Origin of the sequence: Pseudomonas xanthosomatis, from assembly GCF_019139835.1 — a bacterium.
GTDB lineage: Bacteria > Pseudomonadota > Gammaproteobacteria > Pseudomonadales > Pseudomonadaceae > Aquipseudomonas > Aquipseudomonas fakonensis.
This window is the reverse complement of record NZ_CP077075.1, coordinates 3,297,499-3,320,204: the sequence shown is the minus strand read 5'-3', so window position 1 is coordinate 3,320,204 and position 22,706 is coordinate 3,297,499. Positions and strand designations below refer to the sequence as shown.

Genomic DNA, 22,706 nt, shown 5'->3' with positions numbered 1-22,706 from the left:
CAGAACGCCATATTCGATAAAAAGCGATTCTAGCGGCTTGGCGTTCTGCGCAGAATAAGCCACGACTCATCTTGTTACGGATCGACCATGACCGCCCTGCCCGCCCCGTTACACCGCGCCCTCGCCAATGGCAGCTTGTATGCCGTGCTGGCGGCACTGGGTTTCAGCTTCAAGGCCATCTTCGTCAAGCTCGCCTATGCCGCAGGCCCGGTGGACGCCATCAGCCTGCTGGCACTGCGCATGGCGCTGTCGCTGCCGCTGTTCCTGTGGCTGGTATGGGCCAGCCGCAGCCAGGGTGGCGCGCCACTGACCCTGGGCGATGGCCTGCGGGTGGCGGTGCTGGGTTTGTTCGGCTACTACCTGGCCAGCCTGTTCGACTTTTATGGTTTGCAGTACATCAGTGCCGGGCTCGAACGGCTGATCCTGTTCACCTACCCGACCCTGGTGCTGATCATCCAGGCCGTGGTGCAGCGCGAGCGCCCCACCCTGCGTACGCTGGCGGCCATGGGCGTGTGCTACGTGGGGCTGGGCATCGCTTTTGTGCATGACATCAGCGTGGCAAGCGTGGGCAGCCAGGTGCTGGCGGGCTCGCTGTGGGTGTTCGCCAGTGCGGTGACCTACGCGTTGTACTACTCGGGCACCGGCATGATGCTCAAGCGCATGGGCTCGATGCGCCTGGCCGGGCTGTGCGGCACGGCGTCTTCACTGATGGTGCTGGCCCATTACCTGCTGGTGGCGGATATCGCGCCCCTGCTGCAACTGCCTGGCGCCGTGTGGTGGAACGCCGGGCTGATGGCCCTGTTCTCGACGGTGCTGCCGATTTACTGGGTGGCGCTGGCGATCCAGCGCATGGGGCCGACCCATACCGCGGCGGTGGGTAACCTGGGGCCGGTACTGACGGTGCTGGCATCCTGGGCGATTCTCAGCGAGGAGATTTCGCTGTATCAGGTGGTCGGGCTGGTGCTGGTGCTGGTTGCCGTGTCGCGCCTGAAGCCGGCTAAAAAAGCCGAGGTGCAGCTCGAAGGTGAGCGGACAGCGGCGTGAGCGTGGGCCTGTCAGCGTGGGCGCACCGGCGATGAGGCCGATACAGCCAGCACAAGACAACTGCCCCCACCGATCATTGACATGGCCGGGTACCGACGATAATCCCCTGCCTGCGCAAATCCTCAAGCAGCGCCAGCCCCTGGCGCTGCACCTCATCTTTGCCCAGCGCCCGCAAACGCTCGCGCCCGGTACCGGGCAGGCCCACCAGCAACTGCCAGGCCAGCGGCGCGATTCGCGCAAAGCGCACCTGCAGGTCGGCATCGCGGTAGACCATCAGCAAGGTCGGAGCCTCGGCCGGCTCTTCAGGCTGATAGTCCGGCCCGATACGCTCCACCGGCCAACGGTAGGCCAGCACCCTGGCCACGCACGATAGCAACGGCTCGCCGTCCAGCAGGTCGCCCGCCGGGTCGTGGGCCGGGTCCTGGGCATCGCTCAGGTACAGTTGCGCTTCTATCCATTCGTAATGCGCCAGTTCCAGCTGCCACGGCGCATCGAGTTCGATGCCTTGCAGGTAGTCGATGAACGCCTCGGCCAACTCGGTGAACAGCGGGGTCTGGCTGCGATAGCTGGCGTAAAAATCCTGTACTCGCGCGTGCCAGCGTGGCTCCCCCAGGGTGCGTCGCAGCACCGGGAAACTGCCGGCCAGCAGGCCTTCGATGGCGCCGTAGAACAGCTCGCGGTACACCTTCAAGCGCCGCGCCTCGATGCCGGGGGGGGGTGGGTTGGCGAGCGGGTCGCGCAAATGCCGGGCAAAGGTGAACTGTTGTTCGCGCAGGGCCTCAGGCATGGCAAGGCACTCCATGGCGTGCTTGCAGGGCGCGGATATGCGCGGTCTCTGCCAGCAGTTCGGCCAGCGGCGGGTAGTTGAAATCACGTTCGAGCACCGTGGGCTGCACGCCGAAACGCCGGCATGCCTGGGCATACAGCGCCCATACGGCGTCCTTGACCGGGGCGCCATGGGTATCGACTTTCAGGTCTGGCGCTTCATCGTAGTGCCCGGCCACATGCATGCCAGCCACCCGTTCCCGGGGTAGCGCCTGCAGGAAGGCTTCGGCGTCGTAGCCATGGTTGCAGGCGTTGACGAACACATTGTTGACGTCCAGCAGCAGGTCGCAATCGGCCTCGTCGAGCACCGCGCGAATGAACGCCAACTCGCTCATGGCCTGGTAAGGCGCGGCGTAGTAGCTGATGTTCTCCACCGCGATGCGCCGGCCAAGCAGGTCCTGTGCCTGGCGAATGCGCGCTGCCACATGCTGTACGGCTTCATCTGTAAAGGGGATCGGCATCAGGTCGTAAAGGTGGCCATCGTCGCTGCAGTAGCTCAGGTGCTCGCTGTACAGGCGCACCTGGTAGCGCTCGACAAACCGCCGGGTGCGGGCCAGCAGGGTCTGGTCCAGTGGCGCGGTGCCGCCGAGGGACAGCGACAGGCCATGGCAACTGATGGCGAAACGCTCGGCCAGTTGCCCAAGCGCCTGGCCGTAGGCACCACCGACGCCAATCCAGTTTTCCGGGGCGCACTCGAGAAAGTCCAGGGTGCCCGGCTCCAGGGCCAGCAGTTCGGGCAGCAGGCCACGGCGCAGGCCGAGCCCTGTATTAAGGGGGGGTGGGGTCATGGAGAATGCTCCGTCAGGGCACAGGCCGCATCGCCGGGCAAGCCCGCTTCCACGGTGAAGTGGTTGCGAGCGGGCCCGGCGACCGGGCTCAGTTGCTCAGGTGGCTGAACAGCCCGGCAGGCATTGGCTTGCCATTGGCCTTGTAGACCGCCGCCAGGTGGTCATGGGCCTCCTGCTCGGAAATGAAGCCGTCGTGGTTGCTGTCGATCTTGTCGAAGTCGCCAGCGCGGTCCTTGGCCACGGCAAGGAACTCCTCCCGCGAGACCTTGCCGTCGTGGTTGGTGTCGGTCCGCGAGAACGAGGCATCGCCACACTTGCCCTCACCACACTTGCCTTCGCCGCCCGCCTTGCCACTGGCACCACACTTACCCTCGCCACACTTGCCTTCGGCCTGGGTGGCCTTGCCACTGGCACCACACTTGCCCTCGCCGCACTTGCCCTCGCCGGTGGTCTTGGCGGCCGCCAACTGGTAGCCCTGGCTCAGGGGTTCGACCGCGAAAGCACTGTTGCCCAGCAGCATGCCGCCGAACAGGGTGGCGCCGAGCAGGCCGAGAGTCTTGTTGGAAGTTTTCATGGTGTCGCTCCACTTGGGTTGAAAGTGGGGCTATTGAGCCAAGGCGGTGTGTCGCGGGTGTATCGCGGCGGGCGGGGTTTTGTATGCAAGCTGGTCGTTGCGACGGGCAGATACAGTGGGATACACGAAGCGGCCCATGCCCGAGGCAAAAGGCCGCAACAGACGGGTTCAGTCGTCCAGTGGCTTGGGCGGTGCCGCAGGTTTGGCGGGCTTGGCCGGCTTGCTGTCCTTGGCCTTGGGTTCGGCAGGCGCCGCAGCCACTGGCTCAGGCGCAGTGACCGCCTGCTCGCTGGCAGGTAGTTCATCCACCGCCTTGAAGATAGCCTGGGGGTCGAGCTTGCTGCCGCTGTCGTCATCCTTGAGCACGTGGCGTTCGCCATCCTTGCCCACCAGGATCACCTTGGTACCCTTGCTGGCGCCCAGCTTGAGTTCGCGGATCAGGGCCATGGTGGTCTGCTGCTCGAGGTTCTTGTCTTCGCGCTTGCCCATCATCTGCGCCACGCTGTACAGCACCAGCCCGCGCTGCTTGAAACCGGCCTGGGTGGCCGGGTCCTTCAAGGCATCTTCCAGGCCGCGCAGGGTCGGGTCGGCACTGCTGGGCGCAATCACCACCAGTGGCCGTGCCTTGCCCAGCTCCTTGGCCAGGGGCGCATCGCTGTCGGCGGCAAGCAAGGGGCCGGCGAAGGCAAACAGGGTGGCGAGGGTCAGTGACCTGACGAGCATGGGCATCTCCTTGTCGATTCTCAAGACTACGGACTTGTGCGAAAAGTCCGGCACGCGAGCCTAAACCACCGGGCCAGGCCGATACTGCGCGCAAAGGTAACTTGCGGTGTCCAGACCAAGGCCAGGCGCGGCTGGTTTGAGCATAGCCCAAGCCTTTGCTGGCAATGGCCAGCGGCACATTGCCACCCTTGGCCATTGTCACATTAGGTAAGGATTTGCGCGGTTGGGTGGTGAGATCATCGTAATGCCGGGCGGTTCCTGGGCGCGGGTGATTTCTCTCCCAGGGAGGCTTTGAAGGAGAGCGCGTCAGGGCATACAGGCGCTGCAAAGGTTGTGGCGAACACCTTGCAGCCCTGACGCGAACATTTTGAAAGCGCTACCCCTTATCCACCCCCTCCCCCAACACCCGCAAAGTCATCTGCAGCATCAAAGCACGCCGCGCCGCCTCGCGCTCATCACGCACACTGTTCATTCGCTCCATCGCCTCCCCCTCCCCGCCCGGCCCGTCCTGTGCCTGCTCCAGCAACGCCTCCAGGCGTTGCTGATACGGCTCGTCGAGGGCGGCCAGCGGTTCGGCCTGGCTGCGCTCCAGCCAGGTCTGCCAGAACTCCCGGTCGACCAGCGACTCAGCCAGCCGCTCAGGCGTTTGCGCAGCCAGTACCTGGGCCCTGGCCTGCTCAAGCTGCTCTGCGCCCACATTGGCCACCTCGGCGAAGGTCATGTCGCCAGGTTGCGCCGGCAAGTCCAGTGACTCACGCAGGCCGATGCGGTAGGCCAGCACCACTTCGATCTGGTCGGCATCACGCCCCTCGGCTTGGCGCGCCGCAATATCCTCGAGGGCGATCGCCTGTACCCGGTCCAGTCGCCACAACTGCCGGCCCAGGTGCAACAGTGCCGCTTGCTCGCCGCCCGTACCCGCATCGGCCTGTGCCTGCCACACCAGCATGCGCAGCTCCAGGTTGCTGAAACTCAAGGCCGCGCTGTCCTGGCAGGTGAGTACCTGGCGGGCCTGCTCGAAAAGCGCCTCGCGCAGCGAGGTGTGGGCGCGCATGGCATCGAGCATGCAGAACACCCTTTCAGCCAGCGCCGCCGGCCGCCGGCGAAAATCGCTGGTGTCCTGCAACCTGCCAAGCAGGCCCATGAAATCGCCAGAACCTTCCTCTGCCTCCAGCGCATCCCAATCACCGCCTTGCTCGGCCCGTGCGGCATCCCCCATTGCCCGCAACCAACCCTGGCGTGCCGATTCTGGCGCGGCCCCTGCGCCGAGGTTGCCACCCCAGTGGGTGCGCATATATTGCTCGAACCGCAGCGAGGTCTCGGTATTTAACGGGTTCTGCTCCAGCAGGATCGAGCTGGTGATCCACAGCGGGGTCTGGAAAAAGCGCTCGGGCAAGGTGGTGATGTGGTTTTCGCGCAGATCGGCGATGGCAAGCTCCAGCCGGCCCAGCAAGGCCGGCGGTATACTCGGCAACCGAGATGCCCGCAGGTTGAGGTGGCGTAGCCGGCTCATGCGCAGTACCGAGAACGTGCGCCCCAGCGGGTTGAACGAGAGGTTCAGGCACCGCAGTCTCACGCAGCCTTCCAGCATGCTCACCTGGGCCGAGTCGAGGACGATCTGGTTGTCATACAGTTGCAGCTCGGTCAACTCGGCCAGCCGCTCGAGCCCCTCGGGCAGGCTGACCAGCCGGTTGCTGCTGAGCTCCAGTTCACGCACGCCGGGGAACGCCCGCAAGAAGCCCCGCGATACCTGGCGCAGGCCCATGCCGCGGAATGACAGCTCATGTACATGGGCGAAGCTGATCACCTCGGGCAGGTCCGGCAGCGACTCCAGGCTGATGCCCAGCAAGCTCAGCCGGTAGCCCACCACGTCCACACGACTATCAATGATCCGCGGCCCCATGCGCTGCCAGCTGCGTACCAGCGCTTCCCCGAAATGCTGCCGGTCATTGCGTTCGATGTCGCTGGTGGCAACACCGGCCCAATCGCGCAGGGTGCTGTGCAAGACCGACAGTTCACCGGCCAGGCGCACTAACTCCACTTCCACGTTCTGGCCCGCTTCTCGGGCACGGCGCGCCCAATGTTCGATCTCCAGGTCTGCATACAACGGGTACAACGCGCGAACCATGGCGTAAAGCGCCGGCGGCCGACCGCGACCGGCGCCGCGACCGCTCAATGGATAACCCAGGCGCCCGTCCGCCAGGCGCTGGGGTGGCCTGAACCAGCCCTTCGGGGGGCCCATGCCGAGCACGCCTTCAAGCCGGCTCCGGTTGCTGGCAGCCAGCCGCCCCAGCAATACCCGCAGGGTGTGCGCAAACGGCTCGCCCACACCCACAGCGTTGCGATCTTCATCGGAGAATGCCGCTGCGAGGTTTTCGAACAACTCTCCAGGCTGGTCCGTGAGCGCCTGCCGCCGACCATCGAACAACCGGAAACCACCTGCCCCGAATACCAGTTCGAACTGCCGCGCAGCGCTCGGCGCACTCTGCGCCAACGGAGCCTTTGCCTGCAGGCCGTCATACAGCCGCACTCCAAGGTCGCTCGGCATACCGGGCAAATGCGCCAGCAAACCCAGTGCAGCCCGGGCGTGGTCCAGGGTTTGCGGGGTATCGAAATACAAACCCTCGTACACCCTTGCCAGCCGAACCCTTCGCAATGCCTGCGCCGCGGCCTCGGCCAGGGCCAAGGGCACCCGCCCAGTGTCGGCCAGCCGCTGGCGCTGTACCGCGCTTACCTGCTCGAGCAGCTCCTGGGCGATACCGGTGGGTAACCCCGGGAAAGCGCGCAGCAGTGCCGCCACCAGTGGTGTCTGGCTGTCCTGGCTGGCGTGATAGAGGCGCTCGAACAACGCCCGGCGCTGCTGCCACGCCAGCTCCGCCAGTTGCTGATCGTTCAAGCCATGCCCGCCCGGCAAATGCTCGGCATGGGTGCGTACGGTGCTGTCTTCGGCCTGTTGGCCGCTGCGCAAGCGCGCGACCATGCGCCGGATACGGCCGTCCAGCGCGGCACGGCGGGTGCAGTCGCGCATCAGTGCATCCGGCGCTTCGCCGCGCAGGTGCATCGCTCGCAGGTGCTCCTCGCGAGTATCGGTGGCCAGCAATACCTGCTCGATGTCTTCATCCGCCAGCGGGTACCGGGTCAACCCCAGGCGCCGGAACAGCTGCAACCGGCTCCATCGCCCAGGCTCCTCCGACCACAGGCGCCAGGCGCCCGCACCATTGCCCACCAGCAGCGGGGCACGCCCGTTGCGGGCCTGCAGTTGCCAACGCCCGTCCACCGGGCGCTGCCTGACGGCATAGGCGCGCTCATCCATCTGCACCCAGGCTTGCTCGCCCAGCACCCTTACACCGCCTTGGTCATGCCGCGCCTGGGCAGGGATCTGGCTGTCACCGAACGCTGACAGCTCGCCTCGGGCCAGGCGTACATCGCCACTGGCAAGGCGCGCCGGCACCAGCTCATCCACCAACGCGGCGCGGCTCCACGCCGTACGCACCACCGCCACGCCGGCAGAGGTAGCAGCCAGCACCGCCACATCGGTTGCCACATGGAACAAGTGGTCCAGGGCCGCGCTGCGGTCACCCTCACTCCATGCTTCAAAACCGTGATAGACCTCACCCAGCACCTGCCAGGCCGCCACCCCCAGCAACGCCAGGCCTAGCCCGGGCACGAACAGGCCGGCCAGGTTGAGCAGCGTCCAGCCTTCGGTGGCCAGGCGCTGGTCATGCGCCTGCTGCACTTCACGGTCGAGCATAGCCACCGGGGTGGCGATTTGCGCGGCGTCGTCCTTGATCTGGGCAATGCGCGCCGTCGCCAAGGTGTCGAACAGCGGCAAGCCCCAATCGACCATGTGTTCCTCCAGGTCGATGTTGGCAAGCTCTGATACCCCGGCATAGCCATCGATCACCTGGGCAAAGAACGCCTGACTGTCACGCCGGCGCACAAAGCGGCTGAAAAAGCCCTGGTAGCTGGCAGTGCGCAGGCGCTTGCCCAGGTCGTTGGCGAACTGGCGCAGGGTTTCGTAGCTGCGCAGCGGCGTTACCGGGTCGCCGGGAATGTGCACGATGACCCTGCGCGACGCGGTATACAGCGGGCTCCAGCTCTCGTCGCGCACATCCAGCACGACGATCTGCTCCAGGGTACAACCCAGCAGTTTCAAACGCCTTGCGCGTACCGGGTCGCCACGCAACTTGAGCGGGCTTCGCTGATCGCACAGCTCGGTTATCAAGCGCTGCTCGTCGGCGTCCAGCGCTCCTGCAACCCAGGCTATGTGCGCGTCAACCCTCAGCGCGCTGCGCTGAAGGTCCGCCAGCAGGTTGCGTGCCTGCTGCGGTTGCAGAACCTGCTCAAGGTGACGTTGGTACTGGCCACCCAAGTCGAGGGTTCGGCAGAAGGCTGCAAATTGCGCAGCGCTGGGCAATTGGCCCGGCTGGCCGTGCAGATGCACCAGCTGATTGCCGGCCAGTTGCTGGCCCTGGGCCTGATCGGCCGTGAAGTTGCGAAGCGCCGCCTCGAATGGCGGGATCACTGAGTACGCGGCCTGGGTGACGGGCCAGCCAATCGGCTGAGAAGTAATCGCCGGCTCCTTGTGGCCTTGGCGAAAGCCCACCTGCGCCTCATCCAACCCCAACTGAGCCTGCATGGCCTGCTGCAGCAATGGCCGGGCAAAGGCCTCCACGCCTTGCAGGCCGGCCAGCAGCTCGGCGCAACGCTCGCGCGCCTGCAGGCTGGCCAGCATGGCCTGGTGAAGCTGCTGCATCTGGGTGACCGATGCCTTGGCGGCCCAGGGCGGCAGCCGGTCTGCAATCAACTGGTCCTGATAAAGCTCTGCTTCGCTGCGCTCAACGGCCATCACAGGTTCTCCCGGTTTCAATGAAAACCGGCAGGCTAGTGGTGGGCGGCGGGTCGCTTGCGGTGCTTATGTATCGTTAGAACAGTGGTATCTGCTGATCGATCAAAGCCGCGAAGTCATCACCCACGAACGGTAGTATCGCGTCGGCCACCGGTTGCAGCTGACGACTGAGGTAGTGCTGGTGGTCGATCGGCGCCTGGCGGTTTTCCAAAGGCTCCGGGCCGCAGGTGCTGATCACGTAGCTGATCCAGCCGCCGTTCTGGTATTGCCTGGGGCGCCCTAGCCGGGCGTTGTAGTCGTCGGCCAGGCGTGCAGCTCGTACGTGCGGCGGTACATTGCGCTGGTAGTCGGCCAGCGGCCGGCGCAAGCGCTTGCGGTACACCAACAGTGCGTCGTGCTCGCCGGCCAGCAGGGCCTGTACGGTCTGGCGTACATATTCGCGGTAGGGTTGGCCACGGAACACCCGCCCGTAGAGTTCCTGCTGGAACTGCCGCGCCAACGGCGACCAGTCGGTACGCACCGACTCCAGGCCCTTGTAGACCATCTCTTCACTGCCATCGGCGCGCTGCACAAGGCCTGCGTAGCGTTTCTTGCTGCCTTCGTCGGTACCGCGAATGGTCGGCATCAGAAAGCGCCGGTAGTGAGTTTCGAACTGCAGTTCAAGGGCACTGGCAAGGCCCTGGGTTTGTTGCAGGTGGCGCGCCCACCACTGGTTGACCTCGGCCACCAGTTCACGGCCGATGCGCGCTGCTGCCGCCTCGTCGTGGGCGCCCTTGAGCCAGACGAAGGTGGAGTCGGTGTCGCCATAGATCACATCAAAGCCACGGGCTTCGATCAGCTCTCGGGTCTGGCGCATGATCTGGTGGCCGCGCATGGTGATGGATGACGCCAGGCGCGGGTCGAAGAAGCGGCAGCCACTGGAGCCAAGCACCCCGTAGAAGGCGTTCATGATGATCTTCAGCGCCTGGGACAATGGCGCGTTGCCGCTGCGCTTGGCCGCCTCACGGCCCTGCCACACGCGCTCGACGATGGCCGGCAGGCAGTGCTGGCTGCGCGAAAAACGCCCGCCGCGAAAGCCTTCCACCGAGTGCGTATCGTCGGGCTGGCGCAGGCCTTCAACCAGGCCCACCGGGTCGATCAGGAAGGTGCGGATGATCGACGGGTACAGGCTCTTGTAGTCGAGCACCAGCACCGAATCGTAAAGGCCTGGGCGCGAATCCATGACAAACCCGCCAGGGCTGGCCTCGTCCGGGCGGCTGCCCAGGTTGGGGGCCACGAAACCCAGGCGATGCATGGGCGGGATGTACAAATGGCAGAACGCCGCCACCGAGCCGCCGCTGCGGTCCACCGGCAGGCCGGTGACGCTGGCGCGCTCGAGCAAAAATTCCAGCAGGCGGGTGTGGGCGAAGATCCGCGTCACCAGCTCGCAGTCCTTGAGGTTGTAGCGGGCCAGGGCCGGCTTGTCCTCGGCGAACATGCGGTTGATTTCGTCCATGCGCTGGTACGGGGTATCAATCGCCTTGCCCTCCCCCAGCAACTGCTGGGCGACGCTCTGCAGGCTGAACGAGGGGAAGCTCCAGGTGGCCGAGCGCAGCGCCTCGATGCCGTCGATCAGCAGGCGCCCTGGTGCCTCGGCGAAGAAGTGGCTACGGCTGCCGTGTTCGCGCAGGTGCAGCGGCGCGCCATCACGGCCCACGGCCAGCGGTACGTTCAGCTGTTTGGCGTGTTCGTGCAGCAGGCGCAGGTCGAACTGCACCAGGTTCCAGCCGATGATCGCGTCCGGGTCGTGCCGGGCCAGCCACTGGTTGAGGCACTGCAGCAGCTCGGTGCGGCTCTGGCAGAAGTGCAGCTCAAAATCCACGTCCGCAACCGGGCCGTCATCGGTACCGAGCATGTACACGGTGCGCTGGCCGCAGCCTTGCAGGGCGATGCTGTACAGCTCGCCGCGCTCGCTGGTCTCGATATCCAGCGACACCAGGCGCAGTGGCGGGCGGTAGTCCGGGTCGGGCTTGAGCTGGGCGCCGCACAGCACGCCCTGGGCATCGGGCTGGCCATCGAACAGCACCGGCGCGGTGATGAAACGCTCCATCAGGTAGCGTTCCGGTGGGCGGATATCGGCCTCGTACACCTCTACGCCAGCGGCGCGCAAACGCTTGTCGAGGGCGATCATCTGGCGGTGCTGGTTGCAGTACAGGCCCATGACCGGGCGTTGCTCGAAGTCGCGCAGTTGCAAAGGCCTGAGCTCGACGCCCTGCTCGCCGGCGAGCAGCAGCCGGGCGTGCTCGGCCTGTGCCGCAGGGATAAACGCCACCGAAGGTTGCGGCGCAAGGCGCAGGCGGCGCGGGCCTTGGTCGGTGGCCAGCCAGAACTCCACGCAGGTACCCTCGGGGGTGTCGTGCCAATGGCGGGTCAGGACGAAGCCCTGTTGGAGCTGCACTGCGAAGGACCTCGGGGGGATCAAGCGATTGCGGCCAGTGTACCGCAAACGCGGGGCAAGCCTGCGGTGCACGCACCTGCTGCTTTCCCTGCAGGAGATCACCCAGCCCTATGGGCTGCGCTGTCGCACGGGGAACACAGCGTGGGAGCGGGCTTGTCGGGGTGCCGAACCACCGCGAAGCAGGCGACACGGTGTCTGGCACCGGCTTCGCCGGTGTTCGCGGGCAAGCCCGCTCCCACAGCGGCCGCGGCGGGTTCGTGCCCAGTTCTCTGCGCGACAGCGCAGCCCGAAGGGCTGGGTGATCTCCTACAGGTACAGCGCAGGGCTGAGGCTCATGTAATGCGCCCTGACCGCGCGCCCGCCGTGAACCCGGCCTTGCGCCCGCCGCAGGTCAGCAGCCACGCCAATGCAATCAGCCCCAGCGCCACAGGCCCGAAAGCCCCGACACCCATGCCGCTCAACAGCAGCCCGCCAACAACCCCGCCCAGCGCGATGGCGCTGTTCCACACGGTCACCAGCATCGACTGCGCCACATCGCCACCCTCGCCCGCCGCATCGGCGCAGGCGGTTTGCAGCAGGGTCGGCGCGCCACCATAGGTCAGCCCCCACAGCGCCACACTGGCGTGCATCAGCCAGGCCGAACCCTGTACCTGGCCCAGCGCCAAGGTGGCCAGGGCAAAGCCGGCCAGGCACAGCAGCACCAGAGCGCGCAGGTGGCGGTCGACCCACAGCCCCACCAGGGCGATGCCGGCCAGCGACGCAAGACCAAAGGTCATCAGCACCAGGCCGGTGTCGGCGGCCATGCCTGCTGCCGCGAGCAGCGGCACGATGTAGGTGTAGAGGATGTTGTGGCCCAGGATCCAGGCCAGGATCACCAGCAGCACCCGCGCCACCCCTGGGGTACGCAGCACCGCCAGCGCAGCCGGGCGCCGGCCTTGCCGCTGGCCGGGAAAGTCCGGCACCGCGCGCAGCACCCAGAAGGCCAGCAGCAAGGCGGCCAGGGTCACCACTGCGAAGGTCGCCCGCCACCCCAGCCAGGCACCCAGCCATGTGGCGATAGGCAAACCCAACGACAACGCGATGGGCTGGCCGAGCATGGCCACTGCCATGGCCTTGCCCTGCTGCGCCGGGGCCACCATGCGCCGCGCATGCCCGGCAATCAGGCCCCAGGCCAGCCCGCTGGCCGCGCCGGTGCAAAAGCGCAGCAGCAGGGTCAGGTGATTGTCGCTGGACAGCACGGTCAGGCCGTTGAACAGCACGAAGCTGCCGATCGCCAGCAGCAAGGCCCGGCGCCGGCGCCAGCCCTGGGTGAAGGTGACCAGCGGGATGGCGGTCAACAGCGCGCCAAGGGCATAAGCGGTGACCCACTGCCCGGCCATGGCCTGACTGATGTGCATGCCACCGGCAATCTGGTCGAGCAAACCGGCAGGCAGGGTTTCGCTGAGGATGGCGATGAAACCGGTCAGCGCCAGGGCCAGCAGGCCACTTAGCGGCAGCCGTGTGCTCTGGGTAGGTGCCTGGGCGGCAGTGATCGAGGCAGGCATGGGGTTTTCCTTAGAATGTTGATCCAGGCCGGCATCCTGCTACGGGCAGGCATTGCGGAAAAAGACGGGTAGAATTCCGATCACCTCGGACATTAATGTCCGTAATCGGAGGGCAACATGGACAGCCTCAGCGGTTTTGTGGTTTTCAACCGGGTTGCCGAAACCCACAGTTTCGTCGCCGCCGGGCAATCGTTGGGTCTGAGCGCTTCGGCGGTGGGCAAGCGGGTCTCGCGCCTGGAAGGCCGGCTGGGCGTGCGGCTGTTCCACCGCAGCACGCGCAGCATCACCCTCACCGCCGAGGGCGAACTGTTCCTTGAGCGCAGCCGGCGCATCCTGGCCGAGATCGAGGCCACCGAGCAGGCGCTGCTGGAGGCCAGCAGCACCCCACGCGGGCGCCTGCGGGTGAGCCTGCCGCAGGTGACCGGGCTGGTGATGCCGGCCCTGGCCGAGTTCATGGCGCGCTACCCGGACGTGGAGCTGGACCTGGACTTCAGCGACCGCATGGTCGATATCGTCGGCGAGGGTTTTGATGTGGTGCTGCGCGGCGGGCACCCGGTGGATTCGCGGCTCAATGCGAAGTTTCTCGGCCACTTCCAACACTGCCTGGTGGCCTCCCCCGAGTACCTGCACGAGCGCGGCACACCGCTGCACCCGCGCGAGCTGGCCGGGCACAGTTGCCTGCATTATCGCTTCCCCAGCAGCGGCAAGCTGGAAACCTGGCCGCTACGCCGCGAACACCCCGAGCAGGACTACGACATCCCCATCTCGATGGTTTGCAACCACGTCGAGACCCGCGTGTGCTTTGCCCTCAACCACCGCGGCATCACCTGCCTGCCAGACTTCAACGTGCGCAAGGAACTGGCCAGCGGCAAGCTGGTGAGCGTGCTCGACGACTTCATCGAGCGACGCGGCAGCTTCTACCTGCTCTGGCCGTCGGGCCGGCACATGCCGCCCAAGCTGCGGGTGTTCATCGACTTCATGCTCGAGCGGGTGTTCCCCAGCCCCTCGTTCAGCCGTACAGGTAGCTGATGTCGCGCCGGGTCAGTGCCGGGACCTGGGCCACCAGATAGTCGCGCAGGCGCTCCATCTGCCGGGCCTTGGGGCTGGACTTGAGCCAGATCATGTAATAGCCGTCGCCGGTCGACACGGCCTGGGGGAACGGCGTGACCAGGTTGCCTGCGGCCAGGTCGGCGCTGGCCAGCACCAGGTCGACCACCGAGATGCCCAGCCCTTGCTGGGCCGCTGAAATACCCTGGTCGAGGGTGTCGAACACCTGGCCCCGGTCAATGTTGATATCCAGGCCATCGACCCGCGCCAACCAGCGCCGCCAGTCGCGACGGTCAGGCGATGGGTGGAGGAACTCGCAATCGCGCAGCACTGCCAACTCAGGCGCAGGCTCGGCCAGATAGTCGGGGTGGCACACCGGGATCAGCCATTCATCGAACAGCTTCAGGCTTTCCACGTCGGCCGCAAAGTGCCCGTTGCCCAGCAGGATGGCGCAGTCGTAGGGCTCGGAGTACAAGTCCACCGAGTCGATGTCCATCCACACGCTCGACAGTTGCACCGGGCAGTTGCTGTCGAGCTTCTTGAAGCCGTCCAGCGCCCGTAGCAACCAGCGCACGGTAAGCGTGGACGGGGCTTTCAGGCGCAGGCCATAGCGGTCCTGGCGCAGCAGCGAGCAGGCGTTTTCGATGATCTTGAAACCGACCTTCAGCTCCTGGGCCAGCAGGCTGCCGTGCTCGGTAAGCCGCAACTTGGGGCCGCGCCGCTCGAACAGGTCGCAACCGAAAAGCGCCTCGAGGGTCTTGATGTGGTGACTGACCGCACCCTGGGTCAGCGCCAGCTCTTGGGCAGCGCGGGTGAAAGAGCCGTAACGCGAGGCGACTTCAAAGGCGCGCAGGGCATGCAGGGCTTGAATCCGTTCCGACATCAGGGACATTCCAGAGCATGAGCAGGACTAATAGTAGGTCATAGATCCAGGCATTTTACAATGCAGGGAACGCGTCAGAAAATGCTGCAAAAACAATAGTTACAGAGTGTAAAACCGCATGGACAAGCCGGAAAACCTCTCTAATTACAGACGCGAATACCCCTGGGGAAATCATGTTTACGGGTTATGGAAACTGCTACCGCCTGGATGCGCTCGAGCTCGCCGATGAACATGTGCAAAACAGGCACCACTGGACACACAAGGCCTTGCAACACTTCAAGGAAACCCTCGCCAACCCCGACTTCCCCTGCCTGTTCGGGCGCAAGGCGGTGAATGCTCGCACCTGCCACATCATCTTCGCCCGCGCCGGCAACCTGGCAGCGGATATCGCCCGCGGCCTTGCCGACTACATCAGCACCATCGCGCCGATCCCCCTCAAGCAGCGGGTCGGCAACCCGCTGCTGGTGTTTCTTGAAACCGCCCCCGACACCACCCTTGCGCAACAGCAGGCGCTGGCATGGAACGTGCTGGGCCAGGTACACGCCCGCGACCCGCAACCCTGGCCCGCCGGCATGCCACGCGACCCGCACGACGCGCAATGGGCGTTCTGCTTCGCCGGTATACCGCTGTTCATCAACATGAACTTCCCCGCCCACCAGTTGATGAAAAGCCGCAACCTGGGCAAGCACATCGCCTGGGTAGTCAACCCGCGCGAGAGCTTCGACGAAGTGGCCAGCGCCGCAACCGACAGCGGCCAGCGCATTCGCGCCCGTATTCGCGAGCGGGTGGGCCATTACAACGACGGCGTAATGCCCGACACCCTGGGTTTTTTCGGCCATCACGACAACTACGAATGGCAGCAGTACCAGCTGCAGGAGCCCGGCTCGCTGAACCCGGCGCGTTGCCCGTTCCACACCCCTGCAACAACCGACTCACTGATCGAGAACTGAACGTGAATACCGCACTTACCGCCACCTATGCCCTCACCGTCCTGCTGCTGATCGCCACGCCAGGCCCGGTGGTAGCGCTGATCGTCAATACCGCCGCCGCGTCCGGCTCGCGCAAGGCGCTGTTCACTGCCATCGGCACCAACTGGGCATCGCTGGTGCTGATTGGCGCCGCAGCCTGGGTCATCATGACCAGCGCCGCCATCGACAAGGCCTGGCTGAACGGCATGAGCCTTGTGGGCTGCCTGTTCATCGGCTACATCGCCCTGGGTACCCTGCGCGAGGCCCTGCAGGCGCCAGCTGCCCCCGCCGCCGAGCAGGCCGCCGTGCCCCCCGGCCGTGGCGGCTTGCTGCAAGGGTTCATGGTGGGCATCTCCAACCCGAAGGACATCATCTTCTTCATCTCGTTTTTCCCGCAGTTCATCCAGATCACCGAGTCGTTCGGCAAGAGCATGGTGGTGCTGTCACTGCTGTGGATCGCCATCGACTTCGCCGTGCTCAGCCTCTACATCTTCGCCATCGGCCGCATCGCCTCGCAGCGCAGCAGCCGCATCATCAGCCTGGCCTCGGGGGTCGCGCTGGCGCTGATCGCCGCCGTGGGCCTGGCTTACAACCTGCGTGAACTGGCGGCCTGAAAACCGGCTTCGACAACAACGATAACGAAGGAGCGCCCATGCGCAGCCGCGACACCTCGATGCACAGCGTGGGCACCGCCTTCCCCCTGCAACTGGACTACCAGCGCTTTCTGCAACTGGGCAGCCGCCGCGCGCCACAAACGCTATATGTGCATGAGCGCGGTTACCGCTCGGGCACCATCAATACCGACGCATTAGGCATGCGCTACAGCTACCTCGCCGGCAAGCGCCATTCGCTGGCCGAGCGTGGCAGTTCGGCACGGGTCAATCTGCTGGTAGGCGGCTCGTGCGCCCTTGGCATCGGTGCCAGCTCCGATGAACACACGGTGGCCTCCTGCCTGTCGGCGCTGACCGGCGAGGTCTGGCTGACCCTGGCGGGCTGCGGGCTTAGCGCCACACAAGAGCTGCTGATGTTCCTGACTCACCAGCACCGCCTCGGCCAGGTAGGCCACGTGGTGGTACTGAGCGGCCTCAATACCCTCGCCCAGGACACCCTGGCCGACCTGCTGGCCGGCAGCCAGGACCCCCACCGCGCCCAGGCCTACCAGGCCTTTCTGAACCGCTTCAACGAAGGGGTCCAGGCCGCCGCCGAACCCCGTCAGGACTCGCTGTGGCGGCGCCTGGCCGACGCCCTGGCGCCGCGCCAGACGCAAGCCTGGCCAACCCTGGACACACTCCCTGCGCCCGACAAACGCCTGGCCGCTGCCGCCGACTGCATCGGCCGCACCCTGTGCCAGTGGGAACGTTTGCTGGCCAACAGCCACACCAGCCTCACCTTCATCCTCCAGCCGCTGCTGCCATGGTGCCGGGACGTGGTTCCTGCCGGTGAGCAGCAAATGTTGCAGGGCTTGCAGCAACAACCGAGCAATTTCGACCGGTTGCTGGACGCCACGTTCGAGCGCCAGCTGCACCCGGCGTTCTTCCGTCGTCTGAAAAGCCAGGCCGACCCGGTGCCCTGCTACGACATGAACGGCATGCTCAGCAGCTCACCGGTATTCGCCGAGCACCTGTTCGTCGACCGCCTGCACTTCAATGACCTGGGCAACAACGCCCTGGCCAAGGTGATCACCGCCAAGCTGGGCCTGGCGCAGGACAAGTACGCAGCGGCCAGGGGCACGCCTGCAAGGCTGGCCTGACGGGCTTCGTCCGATAGTCACGACAGCGGGGTTTCGGCGAATGCCGATGGCTGGCTAGAATACCCCGTCGTCGCCCTGACCCGCCTGAGGCCCACGCGCAATCGCCATGACCTTCAAAGCAGCTTACCCATGCTCGCGTCTACTGCGCATCGCGGCCTTGCCGCTGCTACTGAACGCATTCGCCGCGCAGGCCCTGGAGGTGAGCATCGACCCCCATGCCGACCTGCTGTACCGCCAGGCCCTGCCGCTGCTGGAGCAGGCCGATGAAGTGGACGACAACCCCAGCCCGTTGCGCACAGCCAGTACAGACCCCGAACTGACCCGCCAGGGCCAGGCCATGGCGCGCACCCTGCCCACCGCCGTGGCGCTGCTGGAAAAATCCGTGGCCCTGGGCCACCCGGTGGCGCAGTACCGCCTGGCGCTGTACTACACCACCTATCTGCCCGCCGCGCAGATCGCCGACGCCGCCTGCCCGCTGCTGGAGGCCAGCCTCAAGCAGGGCTTCGCCCCGCCGGCACTGGCCATCGCCCACTGGTGCCAGCCCTACAATGCAAGCCCTGCGTACCGCGAAGCGCTGGAGTCGGTGCCGAGCATGGCCACGCTGTATGCCCCCTACTACCCGCAACCAGCCGCCCGCCTGGCCTGCAGCCGCGCCCGCCCGCAGGGGTTGGAGATGCAGTGGGGCCGCCAGCGCGATTACCAGGCCGAGGTGTACCGCCTGCTCGGCGACCTCGACCCGTCGCGGCGCCAGGCACTGCTGCAAAAGGCCGTGGACATCAATGGCTGCGCCGCCGCCGCTCAGCGCCTGACCAGCAGCCGCTGAGCAAGATCGTTCAAGCCAGTGGCAACGGCTGTCTGGCATGCTGGCCTGCCCTGTCGAATCGTTGTAGTACCCATGCCCAGCCCCGCCGTTGCTCGCCATGCCTTTACCAAGGGTGCCATCGCCATCCTGCCACTGTCCCTGGCCGTCGCCCCCTGGGGGCTGCTGGCAGGTTCAATGGCCATCGAAGCCAACCTCAGCCCATGGCAAGGCCAGGGCCTGTCGGCCATCGTCTTTGCCGGCGCCGCGCAACTGGTGGCCATCGGCATGCTCAAGGGCGGCGCCAACCTGTTCTCGATCCTGCTGACCACCCTGCTGCTGACCTCGCAGCATTTGCTGTACGGGTTGTCGATGCGCCCGGTGCTGTCGGGGCTGCCGACCCGCTGGCGGCTGGGTCTGGGGTTTCTGCTCACCGATGAGTTCTTTGCCCTGACCAGCCACTACGACCAGCAGCAGTTCAACCGCTGGTATGCCCTGGGCGTGGGCCTGACTTTCTACGTGGCATGGAACCTGTTCACCCTGGCCGGCATCGTCCTTGGCCAGAACATCCCGCACCTGGACCAGCTGGGCCTGGACTTTTCCATCGTCGCCACCTTCGTCGCGTTGATCGCACCGCTGGTGCGCAACCTGCCAACCGTGGTGTGTGTGGCGGTTTCGCTGTTCTGCTCGGTACTGTTCAGCTACTGGCACTGGGAAACCGCGCTGGTGGCAGCCGGCCTGCTGGGCATGGCCGCCGGTTTCATCTGCCAGAAATTCTCCGGAGGCCGCCCATGATCTGGCTGCTGATCTTCGCCATGGGCGCGGTGGTATTCCTCAACCGCTACGCCTTCCTCGAGCCACGCCTGCCGCTGCGCCTGAGCTCCAATGCCCGGCAGTTCCTCGGGTTTGCCGTGCCCGGCATGCTCACCGCCATCTGTGGGCCGATCATCTTCCTGCCTGAGCATCAGTTGCAGTTGAGCCTGCTCAACCCCTACCTGCTCGGCGCGCTGGTGGCCATCGCCCTGGTGCTGTTGACCCGCAGCGTGTTGCTGAGCATGCTGGTGAGCATGCTGATCTTCTTCCTTCTGCGCAGCTGGCTGGCATGAACACGCCCCTGCGCGAACAGACTCACCTGTGGCAGGCGCCGGCGCTCGGCGACGTCGAGATGCTGCACGCGCGCTACCTGCAGCAGCGCTTCGCCCCGCATGTGCATGAAGGTTACGTGTTCACCGTGATCGAGTCGGGCGCGCAGCGTTTCTGGCACCGCGGCAGCGAGCACCTGGCGCCGGTCGGCAGCATGGTGCTGATCAACCCGGACGAGTTGCACACCGGCGCCACCGCCCACGAGGCCGGCTGGCGTTACCGGGGCTTTTACCCGGAGCATGCGCGGGTCACTGGGGTGCTTGACGAGCTGGAACTGGGCCGCCATGGCATGCCGTATTTCAAGGACAGCGTGATCCACGACCCGGCCCTGGCCGCTGCCTTCAGCCAACTGAACCAACGCTGCGAGGCCGGCGCCAGTGCGCTGGAGCAACAAGCCGCCTGGCGCCAGGCAGTGCTGGCGTTGGTGCAGCGCCACGGCCACTATGTCGAGCCCGCCGCCCCCGGCAAGGAGCCGCTGGCGGTAGCCCGCGCGCGGGAGCTGCTGGAGAGCCGCCTCGCCGAGCCGCCCTCGCTGGAGGACCTGGCCGCCGCCGTTAACCTCTCGCCGTTCCACTTTGCACGGGTATTCCGCCAGGCAACCGGCCTGCCGCCCCACGCCTGGCTGAAGCAGCGCCGCCTGGCTCGCGCGCGGGAGTTGCTGCGCAGCGGGCTGCCGGCTCTGGAGGTTGCCCTGGCTTTGGGTTTTGCCGACCAGAGCCACCTGAGCCGGCAGTTCAAGCAGGCTTATGGGGTAACGCCTGGGGCCTATCGGCAGGCGTGCGCCAACCACTGAGGCGAATGCGACCGCCCGCCTCAGGCAGCCTGCCCGGCCACTGCTACACTGATGGGGTCGAACGGAGGAGCCCATCATGTCCGAACGAGAAATCACCACCCTCCTGTCGCTGATGAACCAGCGCCAGGCCTGCCTGGGCAGCGCCTGCAAGGAGATCGCCGACTGGATCGACCGTCAGGGCGACATACCTGCCGCCGGCAAGATCCGCGAAAGCCTCAAGGCGCTGGAAGCGGATGAAGCCAAGGTGCGCAGGACCCTCACCTCGCTGACCATCGACCGGCCACTGCCGCGGTTTCGCTGAACTTCGCAACTGCACCCAGAGTGCCTTGCAGCGCATCAAGATTGAACGCAGCGCGCGTGGCCGGCGCTCATGGGTGCAGCAAGTCTGCCAACGAACACCTGCCCGCCCTGCCGCATCTACCGTGCATTGCCCTCGGCATCGCTAAAGCCATTGTTACAAAACGCAATTCACTCGATAATGTCATTGCGCCATCACTCTGCCTCCCGCCCGCCTTTCAGCCCTCAAGCAACACGCGGCAGCCTGCAACAGGTGATTGCAACGACGGGCGGGCGAAGTAGAAACCCTGCATCCATACGGCACCGGTCGCCAAGGCGCGCTCGTGGTCCTGCTCGTCCTCGACCCCCTCGACCACCACCTGCGGAGCCACCCCCTGACACAGCCTGACCAGATGATGGAACACCTGGCCCTCGGAGCGCGATTCACGCGCCCTGTGCAGGTAGCCACGATCCACCTTGAGAATGTCCGGGCGCGCCTGGCGCACGAACGCCAGGCTGGCAAAGCCTGCGCCAAAGTCATCGATCGCCAGCCGGCAACCCAGCGCCTGGGCCTGGGCGATGAAAGCCAGCGTACGCGCCGGGTCCGCCGGTGCTGCGCTCTCGGTGATTTCCAGCACCAGCCGTGCGGCCAGTTCCGGGCGCTGGCGCAAGCGCGCCCACAACGGCTGCCAGGCGGGGCCGTCGCTGGCACTTTGTGCCGACAGGTTGCACCCCAGGTGCAAGTGCGGGTGCTGCTCAAGGGTGGTGATGACACTCGTCAGCACGCTGCGGTCGAGCAGGCCCATGGCATTGCGCCGCTCCAGCGCAGCGATGGGGTTGAACCCCAGGTCCGGCCCGTCGTGGCGCAGCAGGCTTTCGTGGTACAGCACGCGGCTTGGTTCATGCCCGTCGATGACAGGCTGGAAGGCCAGCAGGAAGTGGCGCTGGGCAAGTTGTCGGTATACCAAACGGGCATTGCGCAGGTCTTCCCGGTCTTGTGCGGGGCCTGCCTCCAGAGGATCATTCATCAATCGGTTCGCTCCAACGATCAGCCAGCGTCCTGCCGGCGAACACGTCCTCCATGGTGGCGCGCATGGTCCCACCCGTGCAGGGCTGCGAACAGTGTTCCCAGGCCCCCTTCGGTTGTCCCCTCGCCCAGGCGCCTGACCCTCTGCGCCAGGCCGGCGTCTGAACCGGCACTCACCTTTTATCGCCCTCCCGCGTTTCAGGACAGCGTCATGCATACCGTTTCCCGCAGCTATTTCACCGCCCTCGCCCAGGCCCTGATTCGGGCTGGCGCGCAGGTCGACCCGCACGACCCGATCCTGGCCGAGAGCGGCCGGCATATCCGCCTGGTGCGGGTGTACGACTGGCTGGAGGGCGTGGTTGAGCGCACGGGCGATGAGGATATCGGTGTACGTGTGCATGCCCATGCGCACCCGGCAATGCTCGGCCAACTGGGCTACGCGGTCATGTCCTGCGCCACCCTGGGTGACGCCTTGCAGCGCCTGGCAGCCTTTCACCCGCTCACCACCAACGGCTCGATCCTGCGCCTGGAGCAGCACCAGGGTGACATGCGCCTGATCGGCTTCGAAGTGGGGCCACCTGCGCCACGCTCGTTCATCGATGCCGGCGCCGCCATGACCCTGGGGCTGCTGCGCTGGTTGACCCCGGCCTGCCATTTCATGCCGCTGGAAGTCGAGCTGGCCTACCCGCAGCCGCAGGACATCACAGCACTGCGCGGCCTGTTCGGTGATCGGCTGGTGTTTGGCAGGCCATACAACAGCGTGCGCTTGTCTAAAGAGGTGTGCCGCCTGCCGCTGCCCACCGCCTCCCCCACCCTCGACCGCCTGCACGGCGAGTACGCCGCTGCCCGGCTGGAAGAACGGATTGAAGGCTCAGCGGTTGCGCGGGTACGACGCGCCCTCACCGAGTTGCTGACCATGGGGCAGCCCATTGCCCTGGAAAACCTGGCCGGGCATCTGCGCCTGAGCCGGCGCAGCCTGCAGAATGCGCTGGAGCGTGAGGGGGTGAGTTTCAGTGCGCTGCTGGATGAAGCCAGGCTGACCCAGGCCCACAGCTTGTTGTGCGATTCGGTGCGCAGCATCAAGTACATCGGCGCCACGCTGGGCTTTCGCGACCCCAGCAGCTTTCACAAGGCGTGCCTGCGCTGGTTCGGCATGCCGCCGGGGGAGTACCGCAGGTTGCCGCGGTTGTAGGGGCCGCCTTGCGGCCCTTCGCGGGCAAGCCCGCTCCCACAGGACCG

At 66.0% G+C, this 22,706-nt stretch carries 20 protein-coding genes; 11 read left to right on the top strand and 9 right to left on the bottom strand.

Annotated features, from left to right (window positions below):
- Nucleotides 1–87 precede the first annotated feature (87 nt).
- A complete protein-coding gene (locus KSS93_RS14750; RefSeq protein ID WP_217884737.1) occupies nucleotides 88–1,044 on the top strand; it encodes a DMT family transporter in 957 nt (318 codons plus the stop codon).
- A 73-nt stretch (nucleotides 1,045–1,117) separates the two neighbouring features.
- Here the strand turns inward: KSS93_RS14750 and KSS93_RS14745 are convergent, their stop codons facing one another.
- The 7 genes from KSS93_RS14745 to KSS93_RS14715 form a co-directional block, all read right to left on the bottom strand.
- Entirely contained in the window at nucleotides 1,118–1,831 is a 714-nt protein-coding gene (locus KSS93_RS14745; protein WP_217884736.1) for an HvfC family RiPP maturation protein, read from the bottom strand.
- Entirely contained in the window at nucleotides 1,824–2,657 is an 834-nt protein-coding gene (locus tag KSS93_RS14740) for an HvfB family MNIO-type RiPP peptide maturase (RefSeq protein WP_217884735.1), read from the bottom strand. The genes KSS93_RS14745 and KSS93_RS14740 overlap by 8 nt, the downstream gene beginning before the upstream one ends.
- Before the next feature lie 88 nt (nucleotides 2,658–2,745).
- Complete coding sequence (locus KSS93_RS14735) at nucleotides 2,746–3,231, bottom strand: HvfA family oxazolone/thioamide-modified RiPP metallophore (protein WP_217884734.1); 486 nt, start codon at nucleotides 3,229–3,231, stop codon at nucleotides 2,746–2,748.
- Nucleotides 3,232–3,399: 168 nt separating this feature from the next.
- Nucleotides 3,400–3,954: a DUF4174 domain-containing protein gene (locus tag KSS93_RS14730; RefSeq protein ID WP_217884733.1), complete on the bottom strand. Its 555-nt coding sequence runs from the start codon at nucleotides 3,952–3,954 to the stop codon at nucleotides 3,400–3,402.
- Between the two features lie 376 nt (nucleotides 3,955–4,330).
- A complete protein-coding gene (locus KSS93_RS14725; protein WP_217884732.1) occupies nucleotides 4,331–8,800 on the bottom strand; it encodes an NEL-type E3 ubiquitin ligase domain-containing protein in 4,470 nt (1,489 codons plus the stop codon).
- Nucleotides 8,801–8,876: 76 nt separating this feature from the next.
- Nucleotides 8,877–11,237 carry a DNA polymerase II gene (locus KSS93_RS14720; RefSeq protein WP_217884731.1) on the bottom strand — a complete coding sequence of 787 codons (2,361 nt, stop codon included), beginning with the start codon at nucleotides 11,235–11,237 and terminating at the stop codon, nucleotides 8,877–8,879.
- Between the two features lie 332 nt (nucleotides 11,238–11,569).
- Nucleotides 11,570–12,781, bottom strand: coding sequence for an MFS transporter (locus KSS93_RS14715; protein ID WP_217884730.1), 1,212 nt, complete (start codon nucleotides 12,779–12,781; stop codon nucleotides 11,570–11,572).
- A gap of 117 nt (nucleotides 12,782–12,898) precedes the next feature.
- Here KSS93_RS14715 and KSS93_RS14710 point away from each other — a divergent pair, with 117 nt between their 5' ends.
- On the top strand, nucleotides 12,899–13,810 hold the full coding sequence (locus KSS93_RS14710; protein ID WP_217884729.1) for a LysR family transcriptional regulator: 912 nt from the start codon (nucleotides 12,899–12,901) through the stop codon (nucleotides 13,808–13,810).
- Here the strand turns inward: KSS93_RS14710 and KSS93_RS14705 are convergent.
- Complete coding sequence (locus tag KSS93_RS14705) at nucleotides 13,791–14,711, bottom strand: LysR substrate-binding domain-containing protein (protein WP_217884728.1); 921 nt, start codon at nucleotides 14,709–14,711, stop codon at nucleotides 13,791–13,793. The two genes, KSS93_RS14710 and KSS93_RS14705, sit on opposite strands and share 20 nt — an antisense overlap.
- 173 nt (nucleotides 14,712–14,884) lie before the next feature.
- Between KSS93_RS14705 and KSS93_RS14700 the strand changes: the two genes are divergently transcribed.
- The 8 genes from KSS93_RS14700 to KSS93_RS14665 all read left to right on the top strand — a co-directional run bounded on the left by KSS93_RS14700 (nucleotide 14,885) and on the right by KSS93_RS14665 (nucleotide 20,465).
- Nucleotides 14,885–15,661 carry a YqcI/YcgG family protein gene (locus tag KSS93_RS14700; protein ID WP_217884727.1) on the top strand — a complete coding sequence of 259 codons (777 nt, stop codon included), beginning with the start codon at nucleotides 14,885–14,887 and terminating at the stop codon, nucleotides 15,659–15,661.
- A 2-nt stretch (nucleotides 15,662–15,663) separates the two neighbouring features.
- Nucleotides 15,664–16,293, top strand: a complete 630-nt coding sequence (locus KSS93_RS14695) for a LysE family translocator (protein ID WP_217884726.1) — start codon at nucleotides 15,664–15,666, stop codon at nucleotides 16,291–16,293.
- 38 nt (nucleotides 16,294–16,331) lie between these two features.
- On the top strand, nucleotides 16,332–17,429 hold the full coding sequence (locus KSS93_RS14690; RefSeq protein WP_225917185.1) for a hypothetical protein: 1,098 nt from the start codon (nucleotides 16,332–16,334) through the stop codon (nucleotides 17,427–17,429).
- Between the two features lie 106 nt (nucleotides 17,430–17,535).
- The gene (locus KSS93_RS14685) at nucleotides 17,536–18,252 is read left to right on the top strand and encodes a sel1 repeat family protein (protein ID WP_225917184.1); all 717 of its coding nucleotides are present in this window, start codon (nucleotides 17,536–17,538) and stop codon (nucleotides 18,250–18,252) included.
- A 72-nt stretch (nucleotides 18,253–18,324) separates the two neighbouring features.
- Nucleotides 18,325–19,023 (top strand): AzlC family ABC transporter permease, encoded by a 699-nt coding sequence (locus KSS93_RS14680; protein WP_217884725.1) that lies wholly within the window; start codon nucleotides 18,325–18,327, stop codon nucleotides 19,021–19,023.
- Nucleotides 19,020–19,334, top strand: a complete 315-nt coding sequence (locus KSS93_RS14675) for an AzlD domain-containing protein (protein ID WP_217839022.1) — start codon at nucleotides 19,020–19,022, stop codon at nucleotides 19,332–19,334. The genes KSS93_RS14680 and KSS93_RS14675 overlap by 4 nt, the downstream gene beginning before the upstream one ends.
- Nucleotides 19,331–20,164: an AraC family transcriptional regulator gene (locus tag KSS93_RS14670; RefSeq protein ID WP_217884724.1), complete on the top strand. Its 834-nt coding sequence runs from the start codon at nucleotides 19,331–19,333 to the stop codon at nucleotides 20,162–20,164. The genes KSS93_RS14675 and KSS93_RS14670 overlap by 4 nt, the downstream gene beginning before the upstream one ends.
- A 76-nt stretch (nucleotides 20,165–20,240) precedes the next feature.
- Nucleotides 20,241–20,465 (top strand): hypothetical protein, encoded by a 225-nt coding sequence (locus tag KSS93_RS14665; protein WP_217884723.1) that lies wholly within the window; start codon nucleotides 20,241–20,243, stop codon nucleotides 20,463–20,465.
- A 214-nt stretch (nucleotides 20,466–20,679) separates the two neighbouring features.
- Here the strand turns inward: KSS93_RS14665 and KSS93_RS14660 are convergent, their stop codons facing one another.
- On the bottom strand, nucleotides 20,680–21,468 hold the full coding sequence (locus tag KSS93_RS14660; protein WP_217884722.1) for an EAL domain-containing protein: 789 nt from the start codon (nucleotides 21,466–21,468) through the stop codon (nucleotides 20,680–20,682).
- A 210-nt stretch (nucleotides 21,469–21,678) separates the two neighbouring features.
- Here KSS93_RS14660 and KSS93_RS14655 point away from each other — a divergent pair, with 210 nt between their 5' ends.
- Complete coding sequence (locus tag KSS93_RS14655; protein WP_217884721.1) at nucleotides 21,679–22,659, top strand: AraC family transcriptional regulator; 981 nt, start codon at nucleotides 21,679–21,681, stop codon at nucleotides 22,657–22,659.
- The last annotated feature ends 47 nt before the right edge of the window (nucleotides 22,660–22,706 follow it).

Bases quoted from the DNA above. Each gene is read 5' to 3' on its own strand.
- KSS93_RS14750 (WP_217884737.1), top strand. From the start codon at position 88: ATGACCGCCCTGCCCGCCCCGTTACACCGCGCCCTCGCCAATGGCAGC.
- KSS93_RS14745 (WP_217884736.1), bottom strand. From the start codon at position 1,831: ATGCCTGAGGCCCTGCGCGAACAACAGTTCACCTTTGCCCGGCATTTG.
- KSS93_RS14740 (WP_217884735.1), bottom strand. From the start codon at position 2,657: ATGACCCCACCCCCCCTTAATACAGGGCTCGGCCTGCGCCGTGGCCTG.
- KSS93_RS14735 (WP_217884734.1), bottom strand. From the start codon at position 3,231: ATGAAAACTTCCAACAAGACTCTCGGCCTGCTCGGCGCCACCCTGTTC.
- KSS93_RS14730 (WP_217884733.1), bottom strand. From the start codon at position 3,954: ATGCTCGTCAGGTCACTGACCCTCGCCACCCTGTTTGCCTTCGCCGGC.
- KSS93_RS14725 (WP_217884732.1), bottom strand. From the start codon at position 8,800: ATGGCCGTTGAGCGCAGCGAAGCAGAGCTTTATCAGGACCAGTTGATT.
- KSS93_RS14715 (WP_217884730.1), bottom strand. From the start codon at position 12,781: ATGCCTGCCTCGATCACTGCCGCCCAGGCACCTACCCAGAGCACACGG.
- KSS93_RS14710 (WP_217884729.1), top strand. From the start codon at position 12,899: ATGGACAGCCTCAGCGGTTTTGTGGTTTTCAACCGGGTTGCCGAAACC.
- KSS93_RS14705 (WP_217884728.1), bottom strand. From the start codon at position 14,711: ATGTCGGAACGGATTCAAGCCCTGCATGCCCTGCGCGCCTTTGAAGTC.
- KSS93_RS14700 (WP_217884727.1), top strand. From the start codon at position 14,885: ATGTTTACGGGTTATGGAAACTGCTACCGCCTGGATGCGCTCGAGCTC.
- KSS93_RS14690 (WP_225917185.1), top strand. From the start codon at position 16,332: ATGCGCAGCCGCGACACCTCGATGCACAGCGTGGGCACCGCCTTCCCC.
- KSS93_RS14685 (WP_225917184.1), top strand. From the start codon at position 17,536: ATGACCTTCAAAGCAGCTTACCCATGCTCGCGTCTACTGCGCATCGCG.
- KSS93_RS14680 (WP_217884725.1), top strand. From the start codon at position 18,325: ATGCCCAGCCCCGCCGTTGCTCGCCATGCCTTTACCAAGGGTGCCATC.
- KSS93_RS14675 (WP_217839022.1), top strand. From the start codon at position 19,020: ATGATCTGGCTGCTGATCTTCGCCATGGGCGCGGTGGTATTCCTCAAC.
- KSS93_RS14670 (WP_217884724.1), top strand. From the start codon at position 19,331: ATGAACACGCCCCTGCGCGAACAGACTCACCTGTGGCAGGCGCCGGCG.
- KSS93_RS14665 (WP_217884723.1), top strand. From the start codon at position 20,241: ATGTCCGAACGAGAAATCACCACCCTCCTGTCGCTGATGAACCAGCGC.
- KSS93_RS14660 (WP_217884722.1), bottom strand. From the start codon at position 21,468: ATGAATGATCCTCTGGAGGCAGGCCCCGCACAAGACCGGGAAGACCTG.
- KSS93_RS14655 (WP_217884721.1), top strand. From the start codon at position 21,679: ATGCATACCGTTTCCCGCAGCTATTTCACCGCCCTCGCCCAGGCCCTG.